This window comes from Streptomyces sp. NPDC046261 (assembly GCF_040646235.1).
Taxonomy (GTDB): domain Bacteria; phylum Actinomycetota; class Actinomycetes; order Streptomycetales; family Streptomycetaceae; genus Streptomyces.
On sequence record NZ_JBEYZU010000006.1, the window covers coordinates 49,852 to 68,798 of the forward strand.

Genomic DNA, 18,947 nt, shown 5'->3' on the forward strand with positions numbered 1-18,947 from the left:
AAGCGGTGTGGGCGGAAGGGCGTCGGTGCGGAACGGGGGCGAGGTCACCAGTGCGCGTTGCGCCAGCTGACGGTCACGGCGGCGCGCGGATCGGCCGACTCGGGGGCGGCGCGGAAGGCCAGCGAGGTGACCCCGGGGTCGAGGTGGAACAACTGCTCGGGGGTCGACCGGGCCGTGGCGGTGTAGAGCCGGGAGGTGGTGCCGTTGAGGGTGACCGTGCCGGCGCCGGTGTCGACGGTCAGCACGTCGGACTCGGCGAGCGTGATGTCGTACTCGATCTGCCGGCCGTCGCTGAGCCGGGTCAGTGACGGGCGTACGACCGGCCCCTGGAACTCGATCACGGGGGTGGCGGGAGCGTCGCCCGCGTTGACCGCGGTGACCGTTCCGGTGCTCCCCGCCGCCCCCCACTCGAGCGGCCATTCCAGGCCGCCGCCGGGGTGCCACAGCAGCCCCGGTTCCGGCGCGGGCAGGCCCGTACGCGCGTACTGCTCGTCGGCGCCGTAGCGACGGGGATCGGTGCACAGCCACTGCAGAGAGGCCGAACCGATGCCCTGGAGGAGATAGGTACGGTCGGTGGGGACGGCACGACGGTCGACCCGGGCCCGGCAGGCGAGGATCTGGCCGTGCAGACGTACGGCCAGCCACTGCTCGCCGCTGTGCACGCGGGTGGCGGCGCGGAACGCCTCGGCGACGGCCCGTGCCTGGTCCGGCCGCTCGGGCAGCAGCCATACGGACGCCGAGACCGTGCGGGGCTTGGCCCACTGGGCGCCGGGCCAGGAGCCGTGCTGGTCGGGCCGGGGTACGTCGGCGGACTCGAGATCCGGCAGGTCGTCCCAGCCGGTCAGGCCCTTGGCGTCGATCTGGTAGGGCGTGCCGGGGCCCATGAGAAGTCCGGCCCACTCGATCTGCCCGTCCTGGGAGATCAGTGAGCCGGGGGCCGAAGTCGCGGTGTCGAGTTGTGCTGTGGGCATGGGCGGCCTCACCTCCGTGTGCTGACGTGAGCGAGAAAGAGCAGGTCCTGGGCGATGGCGAGGGCGCCACGGCCCGGCGGCTCGTAGTAGTGGTCGATGCGGGGTGCGGCCGGCGCGTTGTCGCGGGCCGCTTCGGCGGTACGGGCCAGCAGCTGGTCCAGCTTCGACAGCGGCAGCACGGCTTCCGCCTCGCCGGCCTCGGCGAGGATCACGGGGACGCCGCCGTCGCGGGGGCCGACCACACCGCCCTGGGCGAGCATCGGGATCTTCGGCAGGTTCACCCCGAACTTCTTGCCGAGGATGCTGAAGCTGAGGCTGTTGAGGCCGTCGATGACCCAGTTGGCGAAGGCGATGAGGCCGTTGAGCGGGCCCTTGACGACGCCGAGGACCATCTGGAAGCCGGTCTCGAGGAAGTCGCCCATGCCGTTCAGCGCCTTCTCCATGGCGGAGTTGACCTTGCGGAAGCCGCGGGGGATGTCCTTGGTGACCCACGTGACCACCGGCTTGATGACGCGCTCGACGGCCTTCCAGACGCCCTTGATCGTGGCGAGGTAGCCGGTGATCACCGGGACGATGACGGTCAGGGCGGTGGTGAGGTACGTCTCGACGAGGCCGAAGACCGTCTCCATGATCTGCCGGCCGAGCTCGGAGTTCAGGGCGAAGTCGATGAGCTCGGTGGCGAACGGGGCGAGGAGCGTCGCGATGAGGACGAAGGGGTTCGTCTTCATGACGAGGTTGACGGCCGTCATGATGCCGCTGGCGATTTTGAGTTTGCCGCCGAGGATGCCGGTGAACTTGCCGAGGACGCCGGCGCCCTTGCCTTGCAGGGTGATGGCCCTGGCGCTGCCGGTGGCCTGACGGTTGATGTTCTTCAGCAGGCGGGCGGACTGCTGAGAGCCGGTCTTCGTCTTCAGCAGGCCGGAGTTGGCGGTGCCGGCTTGCTTGCCGACGGCCAGTGCGGCCCGGCCGGCGGCCCCGGCGTTCGTACCGAACTGCTTGAGGTCCTTCCCGGCCTGACCGGTCGACCGCCTGATGCGGTCGGCGGCGCGGGTGGCGTTGCGGATACCGGTCTGAGTGGTGCGGAGGGACCGGCCGGCCTGGCCGAGTGCGGAGCCGAAGGCGCGGAACGCGCCGGCTGAGTTGGCGAGCGGGTTTCTGGGGAGCGCTGCTGCGGCGGCAGTCACGCGGGTTCCTCCTTACCGCCTTATCCGCGGGCCTTGGCGAGGAACAGCAGCGCTCGGGCGGTGTCCTTGGGGTCGCTGGACGGGGTGGCGTAGTAGTTCTCGATGTGGAAACCGGCGGTGGACGCCGACCCGTTGCCGCCTGCCGAGGCGATGCGGGCCTGGACGGCGGTACGGGTCAGCAGCCGGTCCAGCTTCGACAGCGGCATGACCGCCTCGTGCTCGCCCGCCTCGGCGACGATCGCCGGCACACCGCCGCTGCGGGGTGCGACGATGCCGCCCTCGGCGAGCATCGGGATGCGGGGGATGCTGACGCCGAAGGTCTTGCCGCCGACGAGGGGGACCCAGCCGGGGATGGAGACCTTGATGCCGTTCAGGGCGCCGATCGCCGAGTTGATCAGGCCGATGACGGCGTTGAGCGGGGACTTGACGGCCGAGAGGATGCCGTCGAACACGCCTCCGGCGAAGGACGACAGACCGCTCCAGGCGCTGGACAAGGCGTCCTTGACGGTGTTGAACGCGCCGGGGATCGCGGAGCCGATCCACAGGGCGATCGGCAGGATGGCGGCCTTGATGCCGTTCCACACCTTGGAGATGATCTTGCCTGTGGCCTTCATCAGCGGGCCGATGGCCTTCATGACGGTCTTGACGACCCTGCCGATGACGTCGAAGGCGACCTTCATGATCTTCTGCATCGTCTTCGACTTGGACGCCATGGTGACGACCTTCTCGATGAGCGGTGCGAAGAGTTCGAGCAACATCCCGATGACGTTGCCCTTCATCGACTTGTTGAGCCCCTTGAACCCACCGTCGGCCTTCTTCAGCCCGCCCTGGAACTTCCCCATGGACGTGCCGCCCTTGCCGGCCTCCTTGCCGACCTTGGCGACGGACCTGGCCGCCTGGTCGGCGGCGGTCTTCATGCCCTTGAGTTCGCGGGTGGACTGCTTGGCGGAGTTCTTGATCTTCCCGACGTTGGTGTTGGCGGTGCCGGCCTGGCGGCCGAGCGTGCCGGCGGAGCGGCCGGCCCCTTCCAGGCCGGTTTTGAAACCACGGAGTGAGCCGTTGGCTCTGCCGAGGGATTGCACTAGAGACATGTTCTATCCAATTCGATTGGCATCCACTCTCAGAGGATTCGTCAGCCGAGTGCGGCCATGAGGCTATTCACGCGGGCTTCGAGCGCCTTGATCTGGTCTGCAGCACCCTTGAGGCGCCTGGGATTGCCGTCGGAGACGTTGGGCTGGGCGGCGACCTTGCCCACCTGTTTGCGCTGAGCGCGGAGCCGACTCTCAAGGCTGTCGATACGCCTATGGGCCCGCTTCGTCTCTTGTGCGTGGCCGGTTAGAGTCCGGTTCGTTCGCACGACCTCGCGGTAAGCTTGCTTTGCGTTGTTATCGGCGGCGCCAAGCCTCCTCTTGATATCGCGAATCTCTGTCCTCAGTCGCGAATCAAGCCTTTCCTGGGCGGCCTCTCTCGCTTTCTTTTCGTCGTACTTATCCAAGTCCTTCTTGGAGGTTACTACGCGCCAGAAGGATCCGCCCTCGCGAGTCCAGGGCCAAGTTCTGTGCTGAACGCCAAGGATGCTTATTCCCTTTTCGTCCATCTTGAATATGCCCCCGTCGATCTTCACTGGCGTGAAGCCGAGGGCCACTAGGCCAAGCCCTAGTTTTACCGTGTCGAGGCCGAGGCTGAGCTGGTTGATCGATGCGCTCATGCCGTTCATGGTGAGGGCTTGTTTATTAACTACGAAGGAGAGGTCGTTTATCTTTTTGTTGTACCTTGAGTGCTCCTCCTTCGTGTCCTCGAATTTATTGCCAATGGAATCGGGGATCAGTGGGCCTGGGTCAACGGCCATCGCTTCACATCCAAAATGCTGCTATATGTGCAACTTTGTATGCTGACTCTGTGTTTGACGGCTACATTTCCTGTTTCCAGGTATAAGATGACTCTGTTCGGCGGTGCATGACGAATAAAGCGGAGGTCGTCTTGACGGTAGCCATCATCCTGGTCGCCACTCTGATGCTGTTCATCCCCGTATGGATATTGATAGCGCTTGAGCTCATCCCTCGTCGGCGGCGTGCGAGGCTGAAGCGGGTGGGGATTCGTGCGAGTGGGAGATGTGTCAGTATTTCGTGGATCGATAATGCGGCTGTGGCTGCGATTGAGTACGCGACTCCGGACGGGCGCAAGTTTACGCACCATACAAACCCGAGTTATGTTTCTCCCTTTACGAAGGGTGGTGCCGCAGTCATCGTCTATGACCCTCGGAACCCTCGTAATGCGCGAGTTGCCGACTGGCTCGACGGGGAACCGGGCAGTCGATTCGCGACCTGGGTTCTTGTAGCCCTTGAGGGGATTTTTCTGATACCGCAGGCGTGGTGGATTTACATACTGCTGTCCGGCGGATTCGACCTTTGATCGTGGGCCGACCGGCGTTCCCGGCAACGAGTCGTCATCCTATTGTCATCGGTGTACTTCATCCGTTTGCCCAGGCTCTTCCAATCTCCTTGGAAGGGCCTGGGATGTAGTTCGCCGGATGCTCAATTCGTCCCCCAGTGCAATTGCTGGGGCATAAAAAAACCGCCCACCGGAGCTGTGGGCGGGAGGGTTTTCTTTTTGTCTACGGGTTGGGCGACACTTCCCACGGGCCTGATGCCCTGATCTGCAGGTAGCCCGGCCCGGGAATTTTTGCGCTGCCCTGAACTCTTCGGGAATCGGTAAGCTCGGTTGCTTTCCCGCTCGGCGAGAAGTGGGTGATGCCTGTACCCGAGTCGACGGACTTCCGGTCGAACGAGTAGGTGATGGACTGGAGACCTGCGGGACACTGCAACACGTCCGCCACCTTGCCGCCGGCCGCACCTGTGAGTAGCGGTGCCGATGGGGCCGGCATGATGCGCAGTTGCCAGCGAGAAATCCCGCCTCCGCCCTCCGAGTCGGATACCCGGGTTATGGAGACGTGTGTGTATTTAGGTGCGAGCAGAAACCGATACGGTTTCCTGCCCGATATCGCTACGGATATGAGCGTCCGTTCCTCGCGATGTGCCGTTCTTTCGATTCCGTGCGCAATGAACGAGCTGGTCCACCCTGACGTTCTCAGTTCGATCAGTGTGGGTATTCCTGGCGTGCGCTCGATCTCGATCTCGCGGTTGCGCCACCCCTGATGGGATATGTCCTTGCTCAAGGATTCCCCTCCTGTGCAGATCCCGAAGGCCCAGGTTAGTGGGTAGGGGAATCGGGGGGAACGTCCTGCGTCTCGCTCCGCTCGGGGAGCGTCAGGAGAAGAAGCGAGCGAGCTGATCCGGACTCGGCATGGCGGCCACATCTCTGTGGTTGATTTCGGCGGAGGCGTCGGAGCTCGGTCCGGCTTCCGGAAGCCCTGGCCTGGGGACCGGATCCGGGAAATCCAGCGGTTCGGAGTCTTCCCCGCTGTTCAGCGTCGCTGTCATCCAGTTGGCGACAGCCAGATGGTCGACCGTCGCCGCCAGCAGATGGGTCGACACATCCCAGTCGGCCGCCTCACCGTGGAGATCACGGTTGACCGCGCTGTCCCGCGGCATGTGTTTCACCAGCACCGCAAGCCGTCGCGACGACAACGACCCCCGGTGCCAGTCCAACAGGTCGACACCGAAATGCCGCAGCAGATCGGCCTCAAGAGCCTCGGCGTGTTCCTCTACGAACGCGTCGAGGCTCAGTCTTCCCCCAGGCCGAGCCCGGTCTCCTGGCCGTACGCCTCCAGGATCGCGGCGATGTCCTGCATCGTCACGTCGTGCTCGACGAAGCGCGCGAACTGTTCCTTGCCCAGCAGCAGCCCGAGCAGACCGTCCACGTCGTTGTCGTCCAGCTCGCGCAGCGCACGCGCCGTGCGGTGGCCGATCTCGGTGGGAAGTTCGAAGGTGTCGCCGTCGAGCTGGAAGGACCAGGACGTGCCGTGCGCCTCCAGGCGCTGGGCGCGGGCCGCGTTGACGTCGAATGCGGGCATGGTGCTGCTCCTTGTGAGAGGGGTGATGTGAAGGGGGTGGGGCGCCGCCACGGGGCGGCGCCCCGTTCGGAGGTGACTTACTTGGCCGCGCCCGGCGCGAACGCCTTGTCCTTCATCAGCCACGTCGCCAGCGGCGCGTCCGGCTTCGAGGCCATCGCCGTGAACGTGACGCCCAGCTTCACCGCACCCTTGCGGTTCAGGTCGAGGTCGTCGCTGACCGTGACCAGGCCGCGCGGGACGACGAAGCGGTAGCGGATCTCGGCGCCGTCGCTGAACTCGACGCCCAGCGCGCGCTCGTCCTCGCCCTGGTCGCTGTGGATCTCGTACTTGAACAGGCCCGAGTTCGGGGCCGTCTCGACGACCGCGCCGCCGCCGAAGAAGAACGGCAGGGTGTCCTCGTTGAGCTGCAGCATGCCGAACTTCAGCGTCAGCTCGCGCTCGGTGTAGATCGTGCGGGCCGGCGTCAGGGACTGCCAGGTGTCGATGTTGGCGGTCTTGCCCTTGCGGCCGAACTTCACGCCGTCGGTGCTGGTGTAGCCCAGGTCGTGCCAGGCCGCGCCCCACTCGGTGGCGGTGTCGGCGGGGGCGTCGGTGCCGACCTTGGCGATGAGGATGCGGCCGGTGCCGGCGACGCGGATCTCGCTCGGGTTCATTCCGGGCATGGGTTCTCCTAGGTGAGAGGTACGACGAAGGCCCCGCCGGCGGTCGGCGGGGCCTGCTGGGGGAGGCGAGGGGCGGGCACCCCGTCCGGTCACACCGGGCGGAGCGAGAAGCGCACCGTGGTCAGGTAGCGGTTGCCGGCCGGCCGGTTGTAGTCCGGCAGCCAGCGCACGGCCTCGGTCTCGACGACGTCGGTGACGACCGCCGTGCCGTAGGTGGTGCCGCGGAGCTGGAGGAGCGCGGCGCGGACGGTCAGGGACACGGAGTGGGCCGTGGTCTTGTCGGGCCCGTAGACCTCCAACTCGACCAGGGGCGTGTCGAGGTGCAGGTCGTCGACCCAGGCGCCACCGGTCCGGGAGACCAGCACCACCTTCTGCGTACCGTCGAAGCCGGCGGGCGGCCGGTTGTCGACGACCACTCCCGCCAGTTCCGGCCGGTACTTGAGAGTGTCGACGATGAGGCGTTCCACATCGGGGAACGAGAGCAGAGCCGCGTTCACACGGACTCCTTATCGGGTCCAGTAGTTGGCCTGGACCTCGGCGTAGGTGAGCTTGCCGTCGGTGTCGCCGTTGATGATTTCGATGGTCCATACGACGCGGTTGCCCGGGTCGCAGACGGCGCCGGCGCGGGTCTGGTTGATGTAGGTGTTGCCGGTGGTGGCGGTGTGCTCCTCGATGGGGCCTTCCTTGACGGTCTCGCCCTTGCTGTTGATCTCCAGGAAGCGGGTCTGGATGATGATGCCGGGGGCGACGCCGGTGAGGGTGGCGGCGGCGAGGGCGATGTAGTCGGAGTGGCTGGAGATGAAGGCGGCGCCGCCCTTGTCGGGGTGCTGCTCGCCGCCGTCGGAGTACTCGTCCTCGAAGGAGATCTGCGTCGGGGTGTTCCGCTTGATGACCAGGTCCGACTTGCGGGCGAGGCTCACCCGCTTCGGGGCGTCGTCATCGAGGCCGAGCTTGTTGACCAGCTCCGCGACGATCTGCGCGGCGGCCTTCTCGTGCTTGGCGTAGTACGTCGGGAAATTGCTGACCTGGACGGCCTGGGCGACCTGGTAGAGCTGCGTCGACGTGAGGTAATCCGGGCCGAACTTCGGCGGGCAGATCTTCTTCATCTCGGAGAAGAACTTCCAGGACGTCCAGTGCGGATCGAGCCGCTGCGCCCGGCTGCCCCACCAGTCCTGCTGCTGAAAAAGGCCGATGCTCGTCGCGTCGCCGTAGTCGAGGTTGCGCATGCCCGACTCCTGAAGCGCGGTGGCGACGCCGACGACCGCACCTCGAAAACCGAGGCCGGCCTTTATCGCCTCTTCGAGGATCGCCTGGGCGTTGCTGCGCTGATCGGCATCGAACTTCCACTCGGTCTGGGTGTGTGTGAGCGGATACGGCAGCAGGTCATTGACCGTGACCATGTTGATGTCCTTCCGGGGTCCGACGAAAACGGGGGTGCCCCGCATGCCGACGCATGCGGGGCACCCCTCGGTGTTTTCCGTCAAATGGTGCCGCTGGGGCTTATCGGGTCCAGTAGTTGGCCTGGACCTCGGCGTAGGTGAGCTTGCCGTCGGTGTCGCCGTTGATGATTTCGATGGTCCATACGACGCGGTTGCCCGGGTCGCAGACGGCGCCGGCGCGGGTCTGGTTGATGTAGGTGTTGCCGGTGGTGGCGGTGTGCTCCTCGATGGGGCCTTCCTTGACGGTCTCGCCCTTGCTGTTGATCTCCAGGAAGCGGGTCTGGATGATGATGCCGGGGGCGACGCCGGTGAGGGTGGCGGCGGCGAGGGCGATGTAGTCGGAGTGGCTGGAGATGAAGGCGGCGCCGCCCTTGTCGGGGTGCTGCTCGCCGCCGTCGGAGTACTCGTCCTCGAAGGAGATCTGCGTCGGGGTGTTCCGCTTGATGACCAGGTCGGTCTTACGGGCAAGGCTCACGCGCTTCGGCATGTCGTCATCTTCCTTGTAGTTGGGGTGGCCGTATCCGTAGATACGGGTGGAGCTGCGGTTGATCACTCGGCGGTAGACGCCGTCGCCATTGGACGAACCGTCGTTGTTGGTGTTTCCGCCGATGGTGGTGATGTGGGTGTCGGTGAACGACTCGACGATCTCGACGTGGTCCTGGCCCGAGGAGCCGTAGAACACGATCGCGCCGACCGACGGGGTGCGACTCCAGCGGTCGCGGGCCTGGTAGTAGCTCACGCCGTCCGGGCACCAGGCGAACTTCGGGATGATGTCGGTGTTGTCCGACATCGCTGCGCAGTAGGAAATGAAAATGGCGCACCAAGGCTGGTGGTTCATGCCATCGCCATACCAACGGCCGAACTTGTTGTCGTTGTTCGCGCCCTCTTTATAACCAATGTGCTTGGCGGCCTCGTCAAGCATGGACTTAGCGGTATTGGCCATATCGATAAATGCCCCCTTCCGATAAGGGTGGGTGGACAGGAAATCGGCGGTGAGCGCCGCGGGAAGGTCGGGGCCACGCGAACGGCCCCCCGCCCTGAGGGGCGGGGGGCCGTTGCCATGCGGCGCTGGTATGCGGGCGCTCAACGCCAAGCGGCGGATGCCGCGCCCTCGTTGTGGGCACAGCTCCGCCGCTGCATCTATTGTGAACGAGATCGTGCGAGCGCGCAACTAGAAGTTTCGAGCCCGCAATCAAGGGGTCGCTCCGGCCCCTCGCCGGGGCGATGACGCTTCGTCATGCCCGGCGACCGGGTGTCAGAGAGACGGGATAGATTAATGGGCGTTCGCGCACACTCCCGGGTATCTCACGACAGATCTGCCGGAGGTGGCACGGAGGGGCAAATGAGTCGGCGGAGAGAACCGGGGGGCGGCATGGTTGAGCGGTTCGTGATGCGTGGAGGAGCCGCGCGGTGAGCGGGCACAGCGAGCGGCTCACGGAGGTCGTGGCCGCCACCGTGGAGGTCGCCGCCGAGTCCGGGCTCTCCGGTGCCTTCAGCGACGAGGTCGCCCGGGCCCTGACGGCCGTCGTGGGGAAGATAGCCACCAAGGTCGTCGCCGACGCCGAGATCGGCGGGTTCGTCAGCGGCTGGCAGGAGGCGATCGAGGCCATGGGGGAGAAGCGCAAGGGCGCGATGGGCGCGCAGGTCTACCGCATGCCGTCCAGCAACGTCGACGTCTGACCGCACCCGCACCCGCACCCGCACCCGCACATGCACATGTGCCCCGTGGCCGATCGGCCACGGGGCACACCTCATATATATGGGGACAGGGGGAGAGCGGGGTCAGGCGTCGTCGCGGCGCAGCTCGTGCGCCCGGCGCGTGGCGCGTTCGGCGGCGAAGACGTCCTCCAGGCGGAAGAGGTGCGCCCGGCCGCGCCGGCCCGCCGGCGTCAGATGGCCCAGCTGGACCCACTTGCGGACGGTGTCGGGCACGACGGCCGTCTCCTGTGCGGCCAGTGCCGTCGTCACCAGAGTCATCGGGGCATCCCTTCGGTCACGTTCTCACAGGTGTTCGCGCCGCGCTCGTCGTAGGCGACCGCCCCGACCGCCCCGACCGCCCCGGCCGTCTCGATCATCTCGGTCTCCTCGTCGTCCTGAGCCGCCGCCATCTCCGCCAGGTCCCCCTCCGTCGCCTCCGCGAGCCGGCGCCACTGCGGGCGGGCCCACGCGTGGCGGTGCCGGGCGTCGGTGTGGCAGGCGCAGGCGGCATCCGCGCAGCGGCAGCCGGGGTTCACGCACAGCACCGTCTCGCGGTGCGGGAAGACGCGCAGGGATACGGAGTCGCAGTGCGGACAGCGGCCGCGCACGCGTACCGGCGTCTCGGCGTCGCCCAGGGCGAGCGAGCAGCGGCGGGCCATGCGGCGGGCCTCGGCGCGTACGTGCTCGGCCAGGACCGGGTCGCCGCAGATGAGGTCCAGCCCCGCGATCAGGCGGGTCAGGCGCTGCTCCACCGTGCCGCGCGGCGGGCGCGGCAGCCGCAGCTTGTCGCAGACGGCCTCCTCCAGCTCCACCACACCGTCGGTGATGTCGCGGATGGTGTCGGAGACGAAGAGGCGGATGGGCGCGGAGGGCGCGGTCCGGGGGGCGCGGCCGGTGGTCATGGCGGCGGGGCGGGCGGTGCGGCTGGGGGCGAGCTCCCGGCCCAGTTCCGGGAACTGGCGGAGCAGGATGCCCAGCCACACGGCTGCGCGGTCGGGACGGTTCGCGGTGGTCATGGCTGCTCCAAAGGGGTGTCGGGGGCCTTCTCGGGGACGGCCGGTGCCTCGGGCAGCCGGGCCTCCCTGCCGTTGCGCCACAGCCGGCCCGCGCACACCCCGTCGAACCAGCTCTCGCGCGGGGCGACGGTCTCCAGGCAGTAGCGGCTCACGGTGCAGACGGCGCAGGCCCGCAGGGCGGGCAGCGCGGCCTCGGCGCGGCGGGCGAACACGGCGTGGTCCGGCAGGCCGATGCAGGCGGCGCGGGTGCGCCAGTCGGCGGGGCGGCGGGCGGCGGTGGGGTGCGGATAGGCGGAGACGGGGGCGCGGAGCGCGGATGCGGGCATGGGCGGATCGGGGCCCCTCTCGGGCACGGCTGGGGCGGACGGACGGACGGGCGGGTGCGGGGTTGCGGAGGCCCCGGAGCGTGGCGTGCGACCGCCCGGCCGGAGGGACCGGTTGTTGCGGCAGCGCAATGAACATTAGCCAGCTTGCGTGCGAGAGCGCAACAAACGTCTCTCGGGTATCGCCTGTCACAAGAGAAAGCCCCAGTCAATCGGCCGTAGGGAGTGAATTTGGCCCGGTGGGCTGGCAAGTTGCGCCACCGCGCAGCATCCTGGTTATTGCGTGCGCGAACGGACGGTAGGGTTTCTCTTGCGGAGGGAGCAGTGCTATGGGCGAAAAGGGCTCGGAGATGGAGCGGTTCGCGGGCTGGGTCGAGGCTCTGATGCGCGAGCGCGGGTACGACATCGACAGTCCGCGCGGCGGAGGCAGATCGCGACTGGCGGAGGACGCCGGGGTGCACCGGGCGGCGGTGACGCGCCTGCTGCAGCGGCAGAGCCTGCCCGACCTGGAGACCATGCGCGCGCTGGCGCGCGTGCTCGGCGTATCGCTGCGGGACATGCTGATCCAGTCCGGCAAGGTCACGGCGGACGACCTGCCGCTGCCGGGCGCGGCGCGCGCGGCGGACCGCGGCGCCGGCCGGACGACCCCGGACGAAGCGGCCGAACTGCTGGGCATTCCCGACAGCCACCGCCGCCAGTTCGTCGAGATGACCGAAATGATCATTGCCGTCAGCGGGGCCCGGCCGGAGGACCCGCGCAGCACCCATCGGGGTGTATCCGCCGGGCGCTAGGGCCGGTGGGCGGGCCCCTGGCGGGCCCCGTGAGGCCGCTCTGATCTGCGACATATCCAGCACATCGGGGTGTCCTCCGCGTGTGCATTTGTTTTGACCGCAGCCCATGCGGTAGGTACGCTCTGACCTTGTGCCTGGGGTGTCCCTGGGCTCTTGCGCGTGCCTTCAGACCGCGCGGGAGACCCGGAACCGGGCGGTCTCGGCCGCTTCGGAGACACCGAAATCTGCACCAATCCGCCATCGGCGGGGGTCTGCAGCCTTCGACACACCCGACCGCGTGGGTCGGTGGTAGCTCCCAGGTTAGTTTTATCGTGATCGGCACACAGAAACCGGAGAAACGGTGCCTACGATCCAGCAGCTGGTCCGGAAGGGCCGGCAGGACAAGGTCGAGAAGAACAAGACGCCCGCACTCGAGGGTTCGCCCCAGCGCCGCGGCGTCTGCACGCGTGTTTTCACGACCACCCCGAAGAAGCCGAACTCGGCGCTCCGTAAGGTCGCGCGTGTGCGTCTGACCTCCGGCATCGAGGTCACCGCTTACATTCCGGGTGAGGGCCACAACCTGCAGGAGCACTCCATCGTGCTCGTGCGCGGCGGCCGTGTGAAGGACCTGCCGGGTGTTCGCTACAAGATCATCCGCGGCTCCCTCGACACGCAGGGCGTCAAGAACCGTAAGCAGGCTCGCAGCCGCTACGGCGCCAAGAAGGAGAAGTAAGAATGCCTCGTAAGGGCCCCGCCCCGAAGCGCCCGGTCATCATCGACCCGGTTTACGGCTCCCCTCTGGTGACGTCGCTCATCAACAAGATCCTCCTGCACGGCAAGCGCTCCACCGCCGAGCGCATCGTGTACGGCGCCATGGAGGGTCTGCGCGAGAAGACCGGTAACGACCCGGTCATCACCCTCAAGCGCGCTCTCGAGAACGTGAAGCCGGCTCTCGAGGTCAAGTCCCGCCGCGTCGGTGGCGCCACCTACCAGGTGCCGGTCGAGGTCCGTCCGGGCCGCGCCTCCACCCTGGCGCTGCGCTGGCTGGTCGGTTACTCCCGCGCCCGTCGCGAGAAGACCATGACCGAGCGCCTCATGAACGAGCTGCTGGACGCCTCGAACGGTCTCGGCGCCTCGGTCAAGAAGCGTGAGGACACGCACAAGATGGCCGAGTCCAACAAGGCCTTCGCGCACTACCGCTGGTAGTCGCTACCCCCATCGAGAACCGAGAGAAGACTGAGCCATATGGCCACCACTTCGCTTGACCTGGCCAAGGTCCGCAACATCGGGATCATGGCCCACATCGACGCGGGCAAGACGACCACCACCGAGCGGATCCTGTTCTACACCGGCGTTTCGTACAAGATCGGTGAAGTCCACGACGGCGCTGCCACGATGGACTGGATGGAGCAGGAGCAGGAGCGCGGCATCACGATCACGTCTGCCGCGACGACCTGCCACTGGCCGCTTGAGGGCGTCGACCACACCATCAACATCATCGACACCCCGGGCCACGTCGACTTCACCGTCGAGGTGGAGCGCTCCCTGCGCGTGCTCGACGGTGCCGTGACGGTGTTCGACGGCGTCGCCGGCGTCGAGCCGCAGTCCGAGACGGTGTGGCGTCAGGCCGACCGTTACGGCGTGCCGCGCATCTGCTTCGTCAACAAGCTCGACCGCACCGGTGCCGAGTTCCACCGCTGCGTCGACATGATCGTCGACCGCCTCGGTGCGGTTCCGCTGGTCATGCAGCTCCCGATCGGCACCGAGGCCGACTTCAAGGGCGTGGTCGACCTCGTCCAGATGAAGGCGCTGGTCTGGTCCGCCGAGGCCGCCAAGGGCGAGATGTACGACGTCGTCGACATCCCGGACACCCACACCGAGGCTGCCGAGGAGTGGCGCGGCAAGCTGCTCGAGGCCGTCGCCGAGAACGACGAAGAGATGATGGAGCTGTTCCTCGAGGGCCAGGAGCCCACGCAGGAGCAGCTGATGGCGGCCATCCGCCGCATCACTCTCGCCTCCAAGGGCGGCGCCGACTCCGTCACCGTCACCCCGGTGTTCTGTGGCACCGCGTTCAAGAACAAGGGCGTTCAGCCCCTGCTCGACGCGGTCGTGCGCTACCTGCCGTCGCCGCTGGACATCGAGGCTGTCGAGGGCCACGCGGTCAACGACGCCGACGAGGTCGTGAAGCGCAAGCCGTCCGACGACGAGCCGTTCGCCGGTCTTGCCTTCAAGATCATGAGCGACCCGCACCTCGGCAAGCTCACCTTCGTCCGGGTTTACTCGGGCCGCATGGAGGCCGGCACTCAGGTGCAGAACTCCGTGAAGGGCAAGAAGGAGCGCATCGGCAAGATCTACCGGATGCACGCGAACAAGCGTGAGGAGATCGACTCGGTGGGTGCCGGTGACATCGTCGCCGTCATGGGTCTGAAGCAGACCACCACCGGTGAGACCCTCTGCGACGCCGCGAAGCCGGTGATCCTGGAGTCCATGGACTTCCCGGCGCCGGTCATCCAGGTCGCCATCGAGCCCAAGTCCAAGGGCGACCAGGAGAAGCTGGGTGTCGCCATCCAGCGCCTGGCCGAGGAGGACCCGTCCTTCCAGGTCCACACGGACGAGGAGACGGGCCAGACCATCATCGCGGGTATGGGCGAGCTGCACCTCGACGTGCTGGTCGACCGTATGCGCCGTGAGTTCAAGGTCGAGGCCAACGTCGGCAAGCCGCAGGTCGCGTACCGCGAGACGATCCGCAAGGCCGTCGAGCGGATCGACTACACGCACAAGAAGCAGACTGGTGGTTCCGGCCAGTTCGCCAAGGTGCAGATCGCGATCGAGCCCCTCGAGGGCGACGGCTACGAGTTCGAGAACAAGGTCACTGGTGGCCGTATCCCGCGGGAGTACATCCCGTCCGTGGACGCGGGTTGCCAGGAGGCCATGGAGTTCGGTGTGCTGGCCGGCTACCCGCTGACCGGCGTCAAGGTGACGCTGCTCGACGGTGCCTACCACGACGTCGACTCCTCCGAGCTCGCGTTCAAGATCGCCGGTTCCATGGCGTTCAAGGAGGGTGCTCGCAAGGCGTCCCCGGCTCTTCTCGAGCCGATGATGTCCGTCGAGGTCACCACCCCCGAGGACTACATGGGCGACGTGATCGGCGACATCAACTCCCGTCGCGGTCAGATCCAGTCCATGGAGGACCGGAGCGGCGCCAAGCTCGTCAAGGGCCTGGTTCCGCTGTCGGAGATGTTCGGCTACGTCGGAGACCTCCGCAGCAAGACCTCGGGTCGCGCAAGCTACTCGATGCAGTTCGACTCCTACGCCGAGGTTCCGCGGAACGTCGCCGAGGAGATCATCGCGAAGGCCAAGGGCGAGTAACGAGCTCCCGTCTCCATAGACGAGGCTCACGCCTTAGGCTTGACACCGACTGTCGGGGCATTCCGTTGCAAACCGTGAGGAATGCGTCGGATGCCCCGGCGGACGGCACCCCAGCAAAGATCCCTGGCGCCGACCGAATCTAGGCGTACAGAACCACTCCCAGGAGGACCCCAGTGGCGAAGGCGAAGTTCGAGCGGACTAAGCCGCACGTCAACATCGGCACCATCGGTCACGTCGACCACGGTAAGACCACTCTTACCGCGGCGATCACCAAGGTGCTGCACGACGCGTACCCGGACCTGAACCCCTTCACGCCTTTCGACGAGATCGACAAGGCCCCGGAGGAGCGTCAGCGCGGTATCACCATCTCCATCGCGCACGTCGAGTACCAGACCGAGTCGCGTCACTACGCCCACGTTGACTGCCCGGGTCACGCGGACTACATCAAGAACATGATCACCGGTGCCGCCCAGATGGACGGCGCGATCCTCGTGGTCGCCGCGACCGACGGTCCGATGCCGCAGACCAAGGAGCACGTGCTCCTGGCCCGCCAGTCCGGCGTTCCGTACATCGTTGTCGCCCTGAACAAGGCCGACATGGTGGACGACGAGGAGATCCTGGAGCTCGTCGAGCTCGAGGTCCGTGAGCTCCTCAACGAGTACGAGTTCCCGGGCGACGACGCTCCGGTCGTCAAGGTCTCGGCGCTCAAGGCGCTCGAGGGCGACGCCGAGTGGGGCAAGTCGGTCATGAACCTCATGTCCGCGGTCGACAACTTCATCCCGCAGCCCGAGCGTGACGTCGACAAGCCGTTCCTCATGCCCATCGAGGACGTCTTCACGATCACCGGTCGCGGTACGGTCGTCACCGGCCGTATCGAGCGTGGTGTCCTGAAGGTCAACGAGACCGTCGACATCATCGGCATCAAGACCGAGAAGACCACCACCACGGTCACCGGTATCGAGATGTTCCGCAAGCTGCTCGACGAGGGCCAGGCCGGTGAGAACGTCGGTCTGCTCCTCCGTGGCATCAAGCGCGAGGACGTCGAGCGCGGCCAGTGCATCATCAAGCCGGGTTCGGTTACCCCGCACACCGAGTTCGAGGCCACGGCGTACATCCTCTCCAAGGACGAGGGCGGCCGCCACACCCCGTTCTTCAACAACTACCGTCCGCAGTTCTACTTCCGTACGACTGACGTGACCGGTGTTGTGACCCTCAAGGAGGGCACGGAGATGGTCATGCCCGGCGACAACGCCGAGATGTCCGTCTCCCTGATCCAGCCTGTCGCGATGGAGGAGGGCCTGCGCTTCACCATCCGTGAGGGCGGCCGCACCGTCGGCGCCGGCCAGGTCACCAAGATCGTCAAGTAAGTCCGCTTACTTGCAGGTCTGAACGGGCCCCGCACATCCTCGGATGTGCGGGGCCCGCTCGTTTTCCGCCCGCCGGCCGGCTCAGGGCGTGTACGGCAGGATCTGCCGCAGCAGCCCCTTCGGATGGCCCCGGCGCCGCCACTCCCTCGGATAGCCGATGGAGACCTCCTCGAAGCGGACCCCGTCGTACCAGGTCGTCCGCGGGATGTGCAGATGCCCGTAGACCACGGCCGCGGTGGTGAACCGCGTGTGCCAGTCGCGGGTCAGCACGGTCCCGCACCACTGGGCGAACTCCGGGTACGTCATGACGTCCGTGGGCTCGCGGACCAGAGGCCAGTGGTTGACGAGCACCAGCGGTACGGACGGGTCGTGCGCGGCCAGCCGGGCCTCGGTCGCCGCCACCCGGGCGCGGCACCAGTCGTCCACGCCGTCGTAGGGCTCCGGGTGCAGCAGGAACTCGTCCGTGCACACCACGCCGGCCTCATGGGCCTGGGCCAGGGACTCCTCCTTCGTGGCCGCCGTCGGCGTGCGGAAGGTGTAGTCGTACAGCGTGAACAGCGGCGCGACGGCGACCGGCCCGCCCTCGCCCTCCCACACCGGCCAGGGATCCTCGGGCGTCACCACGCCCAGGTCGCGGCAGAGCTTGACCAGCCGCTCGTAGCGGGCCTCGCCCCGCAGGTCGACCGGGTCCGTCTTCGGCGTCCACAGCTCGTGGTTGCCGGGCACCCACACGACCTTGGCGAAGCGGCCGGCCAGCAGGGCCAGGGTGCGCTCGACGTCCTCGAAGCGCTCGGCCACGTCGCCGGCCACGATCAGCCAGTCCTCGTCGGTCACGGGGCGCAGGGACTCGGCGATGGGCACGTTGTCGGCCATACCGGTGTGCAGGTCGCTGACGGCGAGGAGCCGTCGGCCGGAGCGGTGCGAAATCGGCTGTTGCATCGAATCCCAGACTCGCGGGCGGCTATGGGGCGTTGCGTCATACGCAACTTACGGTAGGCCCTGGTGCCCGGCGGGTGGCGGGCCCATGTCCATCGCGGGGGATGGGCCTGCGGCCGGGGCTCAGCGGGCGCCGTCCGGAGTGATCAGCCGCCGGCCGTTGAGCAGCTCCCGGCCCAGGAAGCTGAGGGTGTGGTACGCCCGGCCGTTGGCGCGGTGCGTGGTGATCAGCCCGGCGTCGCGCAGGACCGTGGCGTGGTGGCTGGCGGTGGCCATGGCGATGCGCACCCGGCGCGCCAGCTCGCTGGTGGTGCAGCCGCGGGCGGTGGCTTCCAGCACCTCGGCCCGGGTGCGCCCGAGGAGGGCGGCCAGCGGGGGCTCGCCGCGTCCGGCCTGCTTGCCGTGGACGTCCAGCAGCCAGGCGGGGTCGTGGACGATCGGGTAGACGAGCACCGGCGGGAGCTCCGGATCGCGGAGCACGGTGGGGGCGCGCCAGCAAAAGAAGGAGGGCACGAGCCGTAGCCCGCGCCCCTCCAGATAGACGTCCTCGTTCGATGGGATCGCCACTTCCAGTACGGGCGGATTCCAGCGCACGGCCGGATGCAAGGTGGCCAGGAGATGCTCACCGCCGCTCGTCAGGATGGACTGGGAGCGGGTGGCCCGGTCGGCGGAGATGTGCTCGCGCATCTTGCCGAGGTAGGGCAGGACGGCCAGGTCGTGGAAGGCGGTGATGCCGTCGCCGAGGGCCTGCAGCGGGGCGGCCTCCCCGTCGGCGAGGGCCCGGACGAAGTGCAGGTCCCGGCGGTCCGGCGCCAGCAGTTCCAGGTCCCGGCGCAGCTGCCGGCGGGGCAGCGAGAGCATCGCGTCGAGCCCGGTCCGCAGGCCCTGGGCCGCCTCGGGCGGGGTGAGGAAGTCGGGGGAGTAGCCCTTCGGCGGTGCCAGGGCCAGCAGCCTTCGCATGGGGTCCGTCAGCCGGCCGCGGACCCGGTTGCGCCACTCGCCGAAGACCAGGGGCGCCTGTCCCGTCTGCACCATGTGGGCGGCCAGCAGCGTCTCCCAGAGGATGTCCGGTTCCGCGGTCAGGCGGATGCGGCCCAGGTCGACGCCGGTGAAGTGAATGCGCACGATCTGCCCCTGCCCTCGGTGGCGTGGCTTGAACGCGGGATGAGACCGGGATGAGACCGGGGGAGAAGCGCTCCGGCCTCATCCGGAGGATAGGGCTCAGGCTCCCGAGCCGGG

At 67.4% G+C, this 18,947-nt stretch carries 23 protein-coding genes; 7 read left to right on the forward strand and 16 right to left on the reverse strand.

The features are described 5' to 3' along the window. Nucleotides 1-44: 44 nt before the first annotated feature. The 4 genes from ABZ956_RS13470 to ABZ956_RS13485 are packed head-to-tail and all read right to left on the reverse strand — an operon-like array spanning nt 45 to nt 4,004. Nucleotides 45-971 carry a phage tail protein gene (locus ABZ956_RS13470; protein WP_361891620.1) on the reverse strand — a complete coding sequence of 309 codons (927 nt, stop codon included), beginning with the start codon at nt 969-971 and terminating at the stop codon, nt 45-47. A gap of 8 nt (nt 972-979) precedes the next feature. After that, on the reverse strand, nt 980-2,155 hold the full coding sequence (locus ABZ956_RS13475; RefSeq protein WP_361891623.1) for a hypothetical protein: 1,176 nt from the start codon (nt 2,153-2,155) through the stop codon (nt 980-982). Between the two features lie 20 nt (nt 2,156-2,175). Beyond that, nucleotides 2,176-3,246 (reverse strand): phage tail protein, encoded by a 1,071-nt coding sequence (locus tag ABZ956_RS13480; protein WP_361891625.1) that lies wholly within the window; start codon nt 3,244-3,246, stop codon nt 2,176-2,178. Nucleotides 3,247-3,287: 41 nt separating this feature from the next. Beyond that, nucleotides 3,288-4,004 (reverse strand): hypothetical protein, encoded by a 717-nt coding sequence (locus ABZ956_RS13485; protein WP_361891628.1) that lies wholly within the window; start codon nt 4,002-4,004, stop codon nt 3,288-3,290. 131 nt (nt 4,005-4,135) lie between these two features. On the opposite strand from ABZ956_RS13485, the gene ABZ956_RS13490 reads away from it, so the two are divergent. Then, entirely contained in the window at nt 4,136-4,567 is a 432-nt protein-coding gene (locus ABZ956_RS13490) for a DUF3592 domain-containing protein (RefSeq protein ID WP_361891631.1), read from the forward strand. Nucleotides 4,568-4,769: 202 nt separating this feature from the next. On the opposite strand, the gene ABZ956_RS13495 is transcribed toward ABZ956_RS13490, so the two are convergent. The 7 genes from ABZ956_RS13495 to ABZ956_RS13525 all read right to left on the reverse strand — a co-directional run bounded on the left by ABZ956_RS13495 (nt 4,770) and on the right by ABZ956_RS13525 (nt 9,151). After that, the gene (locus ABZ956_RS13495) at nt 4,770-5,330 is read right to left on the reverse strand and encodes a hypothetical protein (protein WP_361891633.1); all 561 of its coding nucleotides are present in this window, start codon (nt 5,328-5,330) and stop codon (nt 4,770-4,772) included. Nucleotides 5,331-5,421: 91 nt separating this feature from the next. After that, nucleotides 5,422-5,790: a hypothetical protein gene (locus tag ABZ956_RS13500; RefSeq protein WP_361892441.1), complete on the reverse strand. Its 369-nt coding sequence runs from the start codon at nt 5,788-5,790 to the stop codon at nt 5,422-5,424. Between the two features lie 47 nt (nt 5,791-5,837). After that, nucleotides 5,838-6,128, reverse strand: coding sequence for a hypothetical protein (locus ABZ956_RS13505; protein WP_361891636.1), 291 nt, complete (start codon nt 6,126-6,128; stop codon nt 5,838-5,840). Between the two features lie 77 nt (nt 6,129-6,205). After that, entirely contained in the window at nt 6,206-6,790 is a 585-nt protein-coding gene (locus ABZ956_RS13510; RefSeq protein WP_361891639.1) for a phage tail protein, read from the reverse strand. Between the two features lie 89 nt (nt 6,791-6,879). After that, a complete protein-coding gene (locus tag ABZ956_RS13515; RefSeq protein ID WP_361891642.1) occupies nt 6,880-7,287 on the reverse strand; it encodes a hypothetical protein in 408 nt (135 codons plus the stop codon). Nucleotides 7,288-7,296: 9 nt separating this feature from the next. Continuing rightward, a complete protein-coding gene (locus tag ABZ956_RS13520; protein ID WP_361891645.1) occupies nt 7,297-8,190 on the reverse strand; it encodes a hypothetical protein in 894 nt (297 codons plus the stop codon). A 100-nt stretch (nt 8,191-8,290) separates the two neighbouring features. Next, complete coding sequence (locus tag ABZ956_RS13525; RefSeq protein WP_361891648.1) at nt 8,291-9,151, reverse strand: CHAP domain-containing protein; 861 nt, start codon at nt 9,149-9,151, stop codon at nt 8,291-8,293. A gap of 488 nt (nt 9,152-9,639) precedes the next feature. On the opposite strand from ABZ956_RS13525, the gene ABZ956_RS13530 reads away from it, so the two are divergent. After that, a complete protein-coding gene (locus tag ABZ956_RS13530) occupies nt 9,640-9,909 on the forward strand; it encodes a hypothetical protein (protein WP_361891651.1) in 270 nt (89 codons plus the stop codon). A 102-nt stretch (nt 9,910-10,011) separates the two neighbouring features. Here the strand turns inward: ABZ956_RS13530 and ABZ956_RS13535 are convergent, their stop codons facing one another. Genes ABZ956_RS13535 through ABZ956_RS13545 form a run of 3 tightly spaced genes read right to left on the reverse strand, consistent with a single transcriptional unit; the run spans nt 10,012 to nt 11,269 of the window. After that, a complete protein-coding gene (locus tag ABZ956_RS13535; RefSeq protein ID WP_071961692.1) occupies nt 10,012-10,206 on the reverse strand; it encodes a hypothetical protein in 195 nt (64 codons plus the stop codon). Beyond that, nucleotides 10,203-10,943 carry a hypothetical protein gene (locus ABZ956_RS13540; RefSeq protein WP_361891654.1) on the reverse strand — a complete coding sequence of 247 codons (741 nt, stop codon included), beginning with the start codon at nt 10,941-10,943 and terminating at the stop codon, nt 10,203-10,205. The genes ABZ956_RS13535 and ABZ956_RS13540 overlap by 4 nt, the downstream gene beginning before the upstream one ends. Then, nucleotides 10,940-11,269, reverse strand: coding sequence for a hypothetical protein (locus ABZ956_RS13545; RefSeq protein ID WP_361891657.1), 330 nt, complete (start codon nt 11,267-11,269; stop codon nt 10,940-10,942). The genes ABZ956_RS13540 and ABZ956_RS13545 overlap by 4 nt, the downstream gene beginning before the upstream one ends. 326 nt (nt 11,270-11,595) lie before the next feature. Between ABZ956_RS13545 and ABZ956_RS13550 the strand changes: the two genes are divergently transcribed. The 5 genes from ABZ956_RS13550 to tuf all read left to right on the forward strand — a co-directional run bounded on the left by ABZ956_RS13550 (nt 11,596) and on the right by tuf (nt 16,772). Then, the gene (locus ABZ956_RS13550) at nt 11,596-12,057 is read left to right on the forward strand and encodes a helix-turn-helix transcriptional regulator (protein ID WP_361891660.1); all 462 of its coding nucleotides are present in this window, start codon (nt 11,596-11,598) and stop codon (nt 12,055-12,057) included. Nucleotides 12,058-12,397: 340 nt separating this feature from the next. After that, a complete protein-coding gene (rpsL, locus tag ABZ956_RS13555) occupies nt 12,398-12,769 on the forward strand; it encodes a 30S ribosomal protein S12 (protein ID WP_003948652.1) in 372 nt (123 codons plus the stop codon). Nucleotides 12,770-12,771: 2 nt separating this feature from the next. Further along, a complete protein-coding gene (gene rpsG, locus ABZ956_RS13560; RefSeq protein WP_004950419.1) occupies nt 12,772-13,242 on the forward strand; it encodes a 30S ribosomal protein S7 in 471 nt (156 codons plus the stop codon). A 39-nt stretch (nt 13,243-13,281) separates the two neighbouring features. Continuing rightward, complete coding sequence (gene fusA / locus ABZ956_RS13565; RefSeq protein ID WP_361891663.1) at nt 13,282-15,405, forward strand: elongation factor G; 2,124 nt, start codon at nt 13,282-13,284, stop codon at nt 15,403-15,405. A 173-nt stretch (nt 15,406-15,578) separates the two neighbouring features. Continuing rightward, on the forward strand, nt 15,579-16,772 hold the full coding sequence (tuf, locus tag ABZ956_RS13570; protein WP_361891666.1) for an elongation factor Tu: 1,194 nt from the start codon (nt 15,579-15,581) through the stop codon (nt 16,770-16,772). 81 nt (nt 16,773-16,853) lie between these two features. Here tuf and ABZ956_RS13575 read toward each other — a convergent pair whose 3' ends face one another. Both ABZ956_RS13575 and ABZ956_RS13580 read right to left on the reverse strand, forming a co-directional pair. Next, nucleotides 16,854-17,711, reverse strand: a complete 858-nt coding sequence (locus tag ABZ956_RS13575) for a metallophosphoesterase (RefSeq protein ID WP_361891668.1) — start codon at nt 17,709-17,711, stop codon at nt 16,854-16,856. Between the two features lie 120 nt (nt 17,712-17,831). Continuing rightward, nucleotides 17,832-18,833 (reverse strand): winged helix-turn-helix domain-containing protein, encoded by a 1,002-nt coding sequence (locus ABZ956_RS13580; protein ID WP_361891671.1) that lies wholly within the window; start codon nt 18,831-18,833, stop codon nt 17,832-17,834. Nucleotides 18,834-18,947 lie beyond the last annotated feature (114 nt).

What these genes read in the sequence shown, in the direction of transcription:
- ABZ956_RS13480 (WP_361891625.1), bottom strand. Translation starts at nt 3,246, where the DNA reads ATGTCTCTAGTGCAATCCCTCGGCAGAGCCAACGGCTCACTCCGTGGT.
- fusA (WP_361891663.1), top strand. Translation starts at nt 13,282, where the DNA reads ATGGCCACCACTTCGCTTGACCTGGCCAAGGTCCGCAACATCGGGATC.
- ABZ956_RS13575 (WP_361891668.1), bottom strand. Translation starts at nt 17,711, where the DNA reads ATGCAACAGCCGATTTCGCACCGCTCCGGCCGACGGCTCCTCGCCGTC.
- ABZ956_RS13535 (WP_071961692.1), bottom strand. Translation starts at nt 10,206, where the DNA reads ATGACTCTGGTGACGACGGCACTGGCCGCACAGGAGACGGCCGTCGTG.
- ABZ956_RS13520 (WP_361891645.1), bottom strand. Translation starts at nt 8,190, where the DNA reads ATGGTCACGGTCAATGACCTGCTGCCGTATCCGCTCACACACACCCAG.
- ABZ956_RS13550 (WP_361891660.1), top strand. Translation starts at nt 11,596, where the DNA reads ATGGGCGAAAAGGGCTCGGAGATGGAGCGGTTCGCGGGCTGGGTCGAG.
- rpsG (WP_004950419.1), top strand. Translation starts at nt 12,772, where the DNA reads ATGCCTCGTAAGGGCCCCGCCCCGAAGCGCCCGGTCATCATCGACCCG.
- ABZ956_RS13540 (WP_361891654.1), bottom strand. Translation starts at nt 10,943, where the DNA reads ATGACCACCGCGAACCGTCCCGACCGCGCAGCCGTGTGGCTGGGCATC.
- ABZ956_RS13525 (WP_361891648.1), bottom strand. Translation starts at nt 9,151, where the DNA reads ATGCTTGACGAGGCCGCCAAGCACATTGGTTATAAAGAGGGCGCGAAC.
- ABZ956_RS13545 (WP_361891657.1), bottom strand. Translation starts at nt 11,269, where the DNA reads ATGCCCGCATCCGCGCTCCGCGCCCCCGTCTCCGCCTATCCGCACCCC.
- ABZ956_RS13470 (WP_361891620.1), bottom strand. Translation starts at nt 971, where the DNA reads ATGCCCACAGCACAACTCGACACCGCGACTTCGGCCCCCGGCTCACTG.
- ABZ956_RS13505 (WP_361891636.1), bottom strand. Translation starts at nt 6,128, where the DNA reads ATGCCCGCATTCGACGTCAACGCGGCCCGCGCCCAGCGCCTGGAGGCG.
- ABZ956_RS13485 (WP_361891628.1), bottom strand. Translation starts at nt 4,004, where the DNA reads ATGGCCGTTGACCCAGGCCCACTGATCCCCGATTCCATTGGCAATAAA.
- ABZ956_RS13510 (WP_361891639.1), bottom strand. Translation starts at nt 6,790, where the DNA reads ATGCCCGGAATGAACCCGAGCGAGATCCGCGTCGCCGGCACCGGCCGC.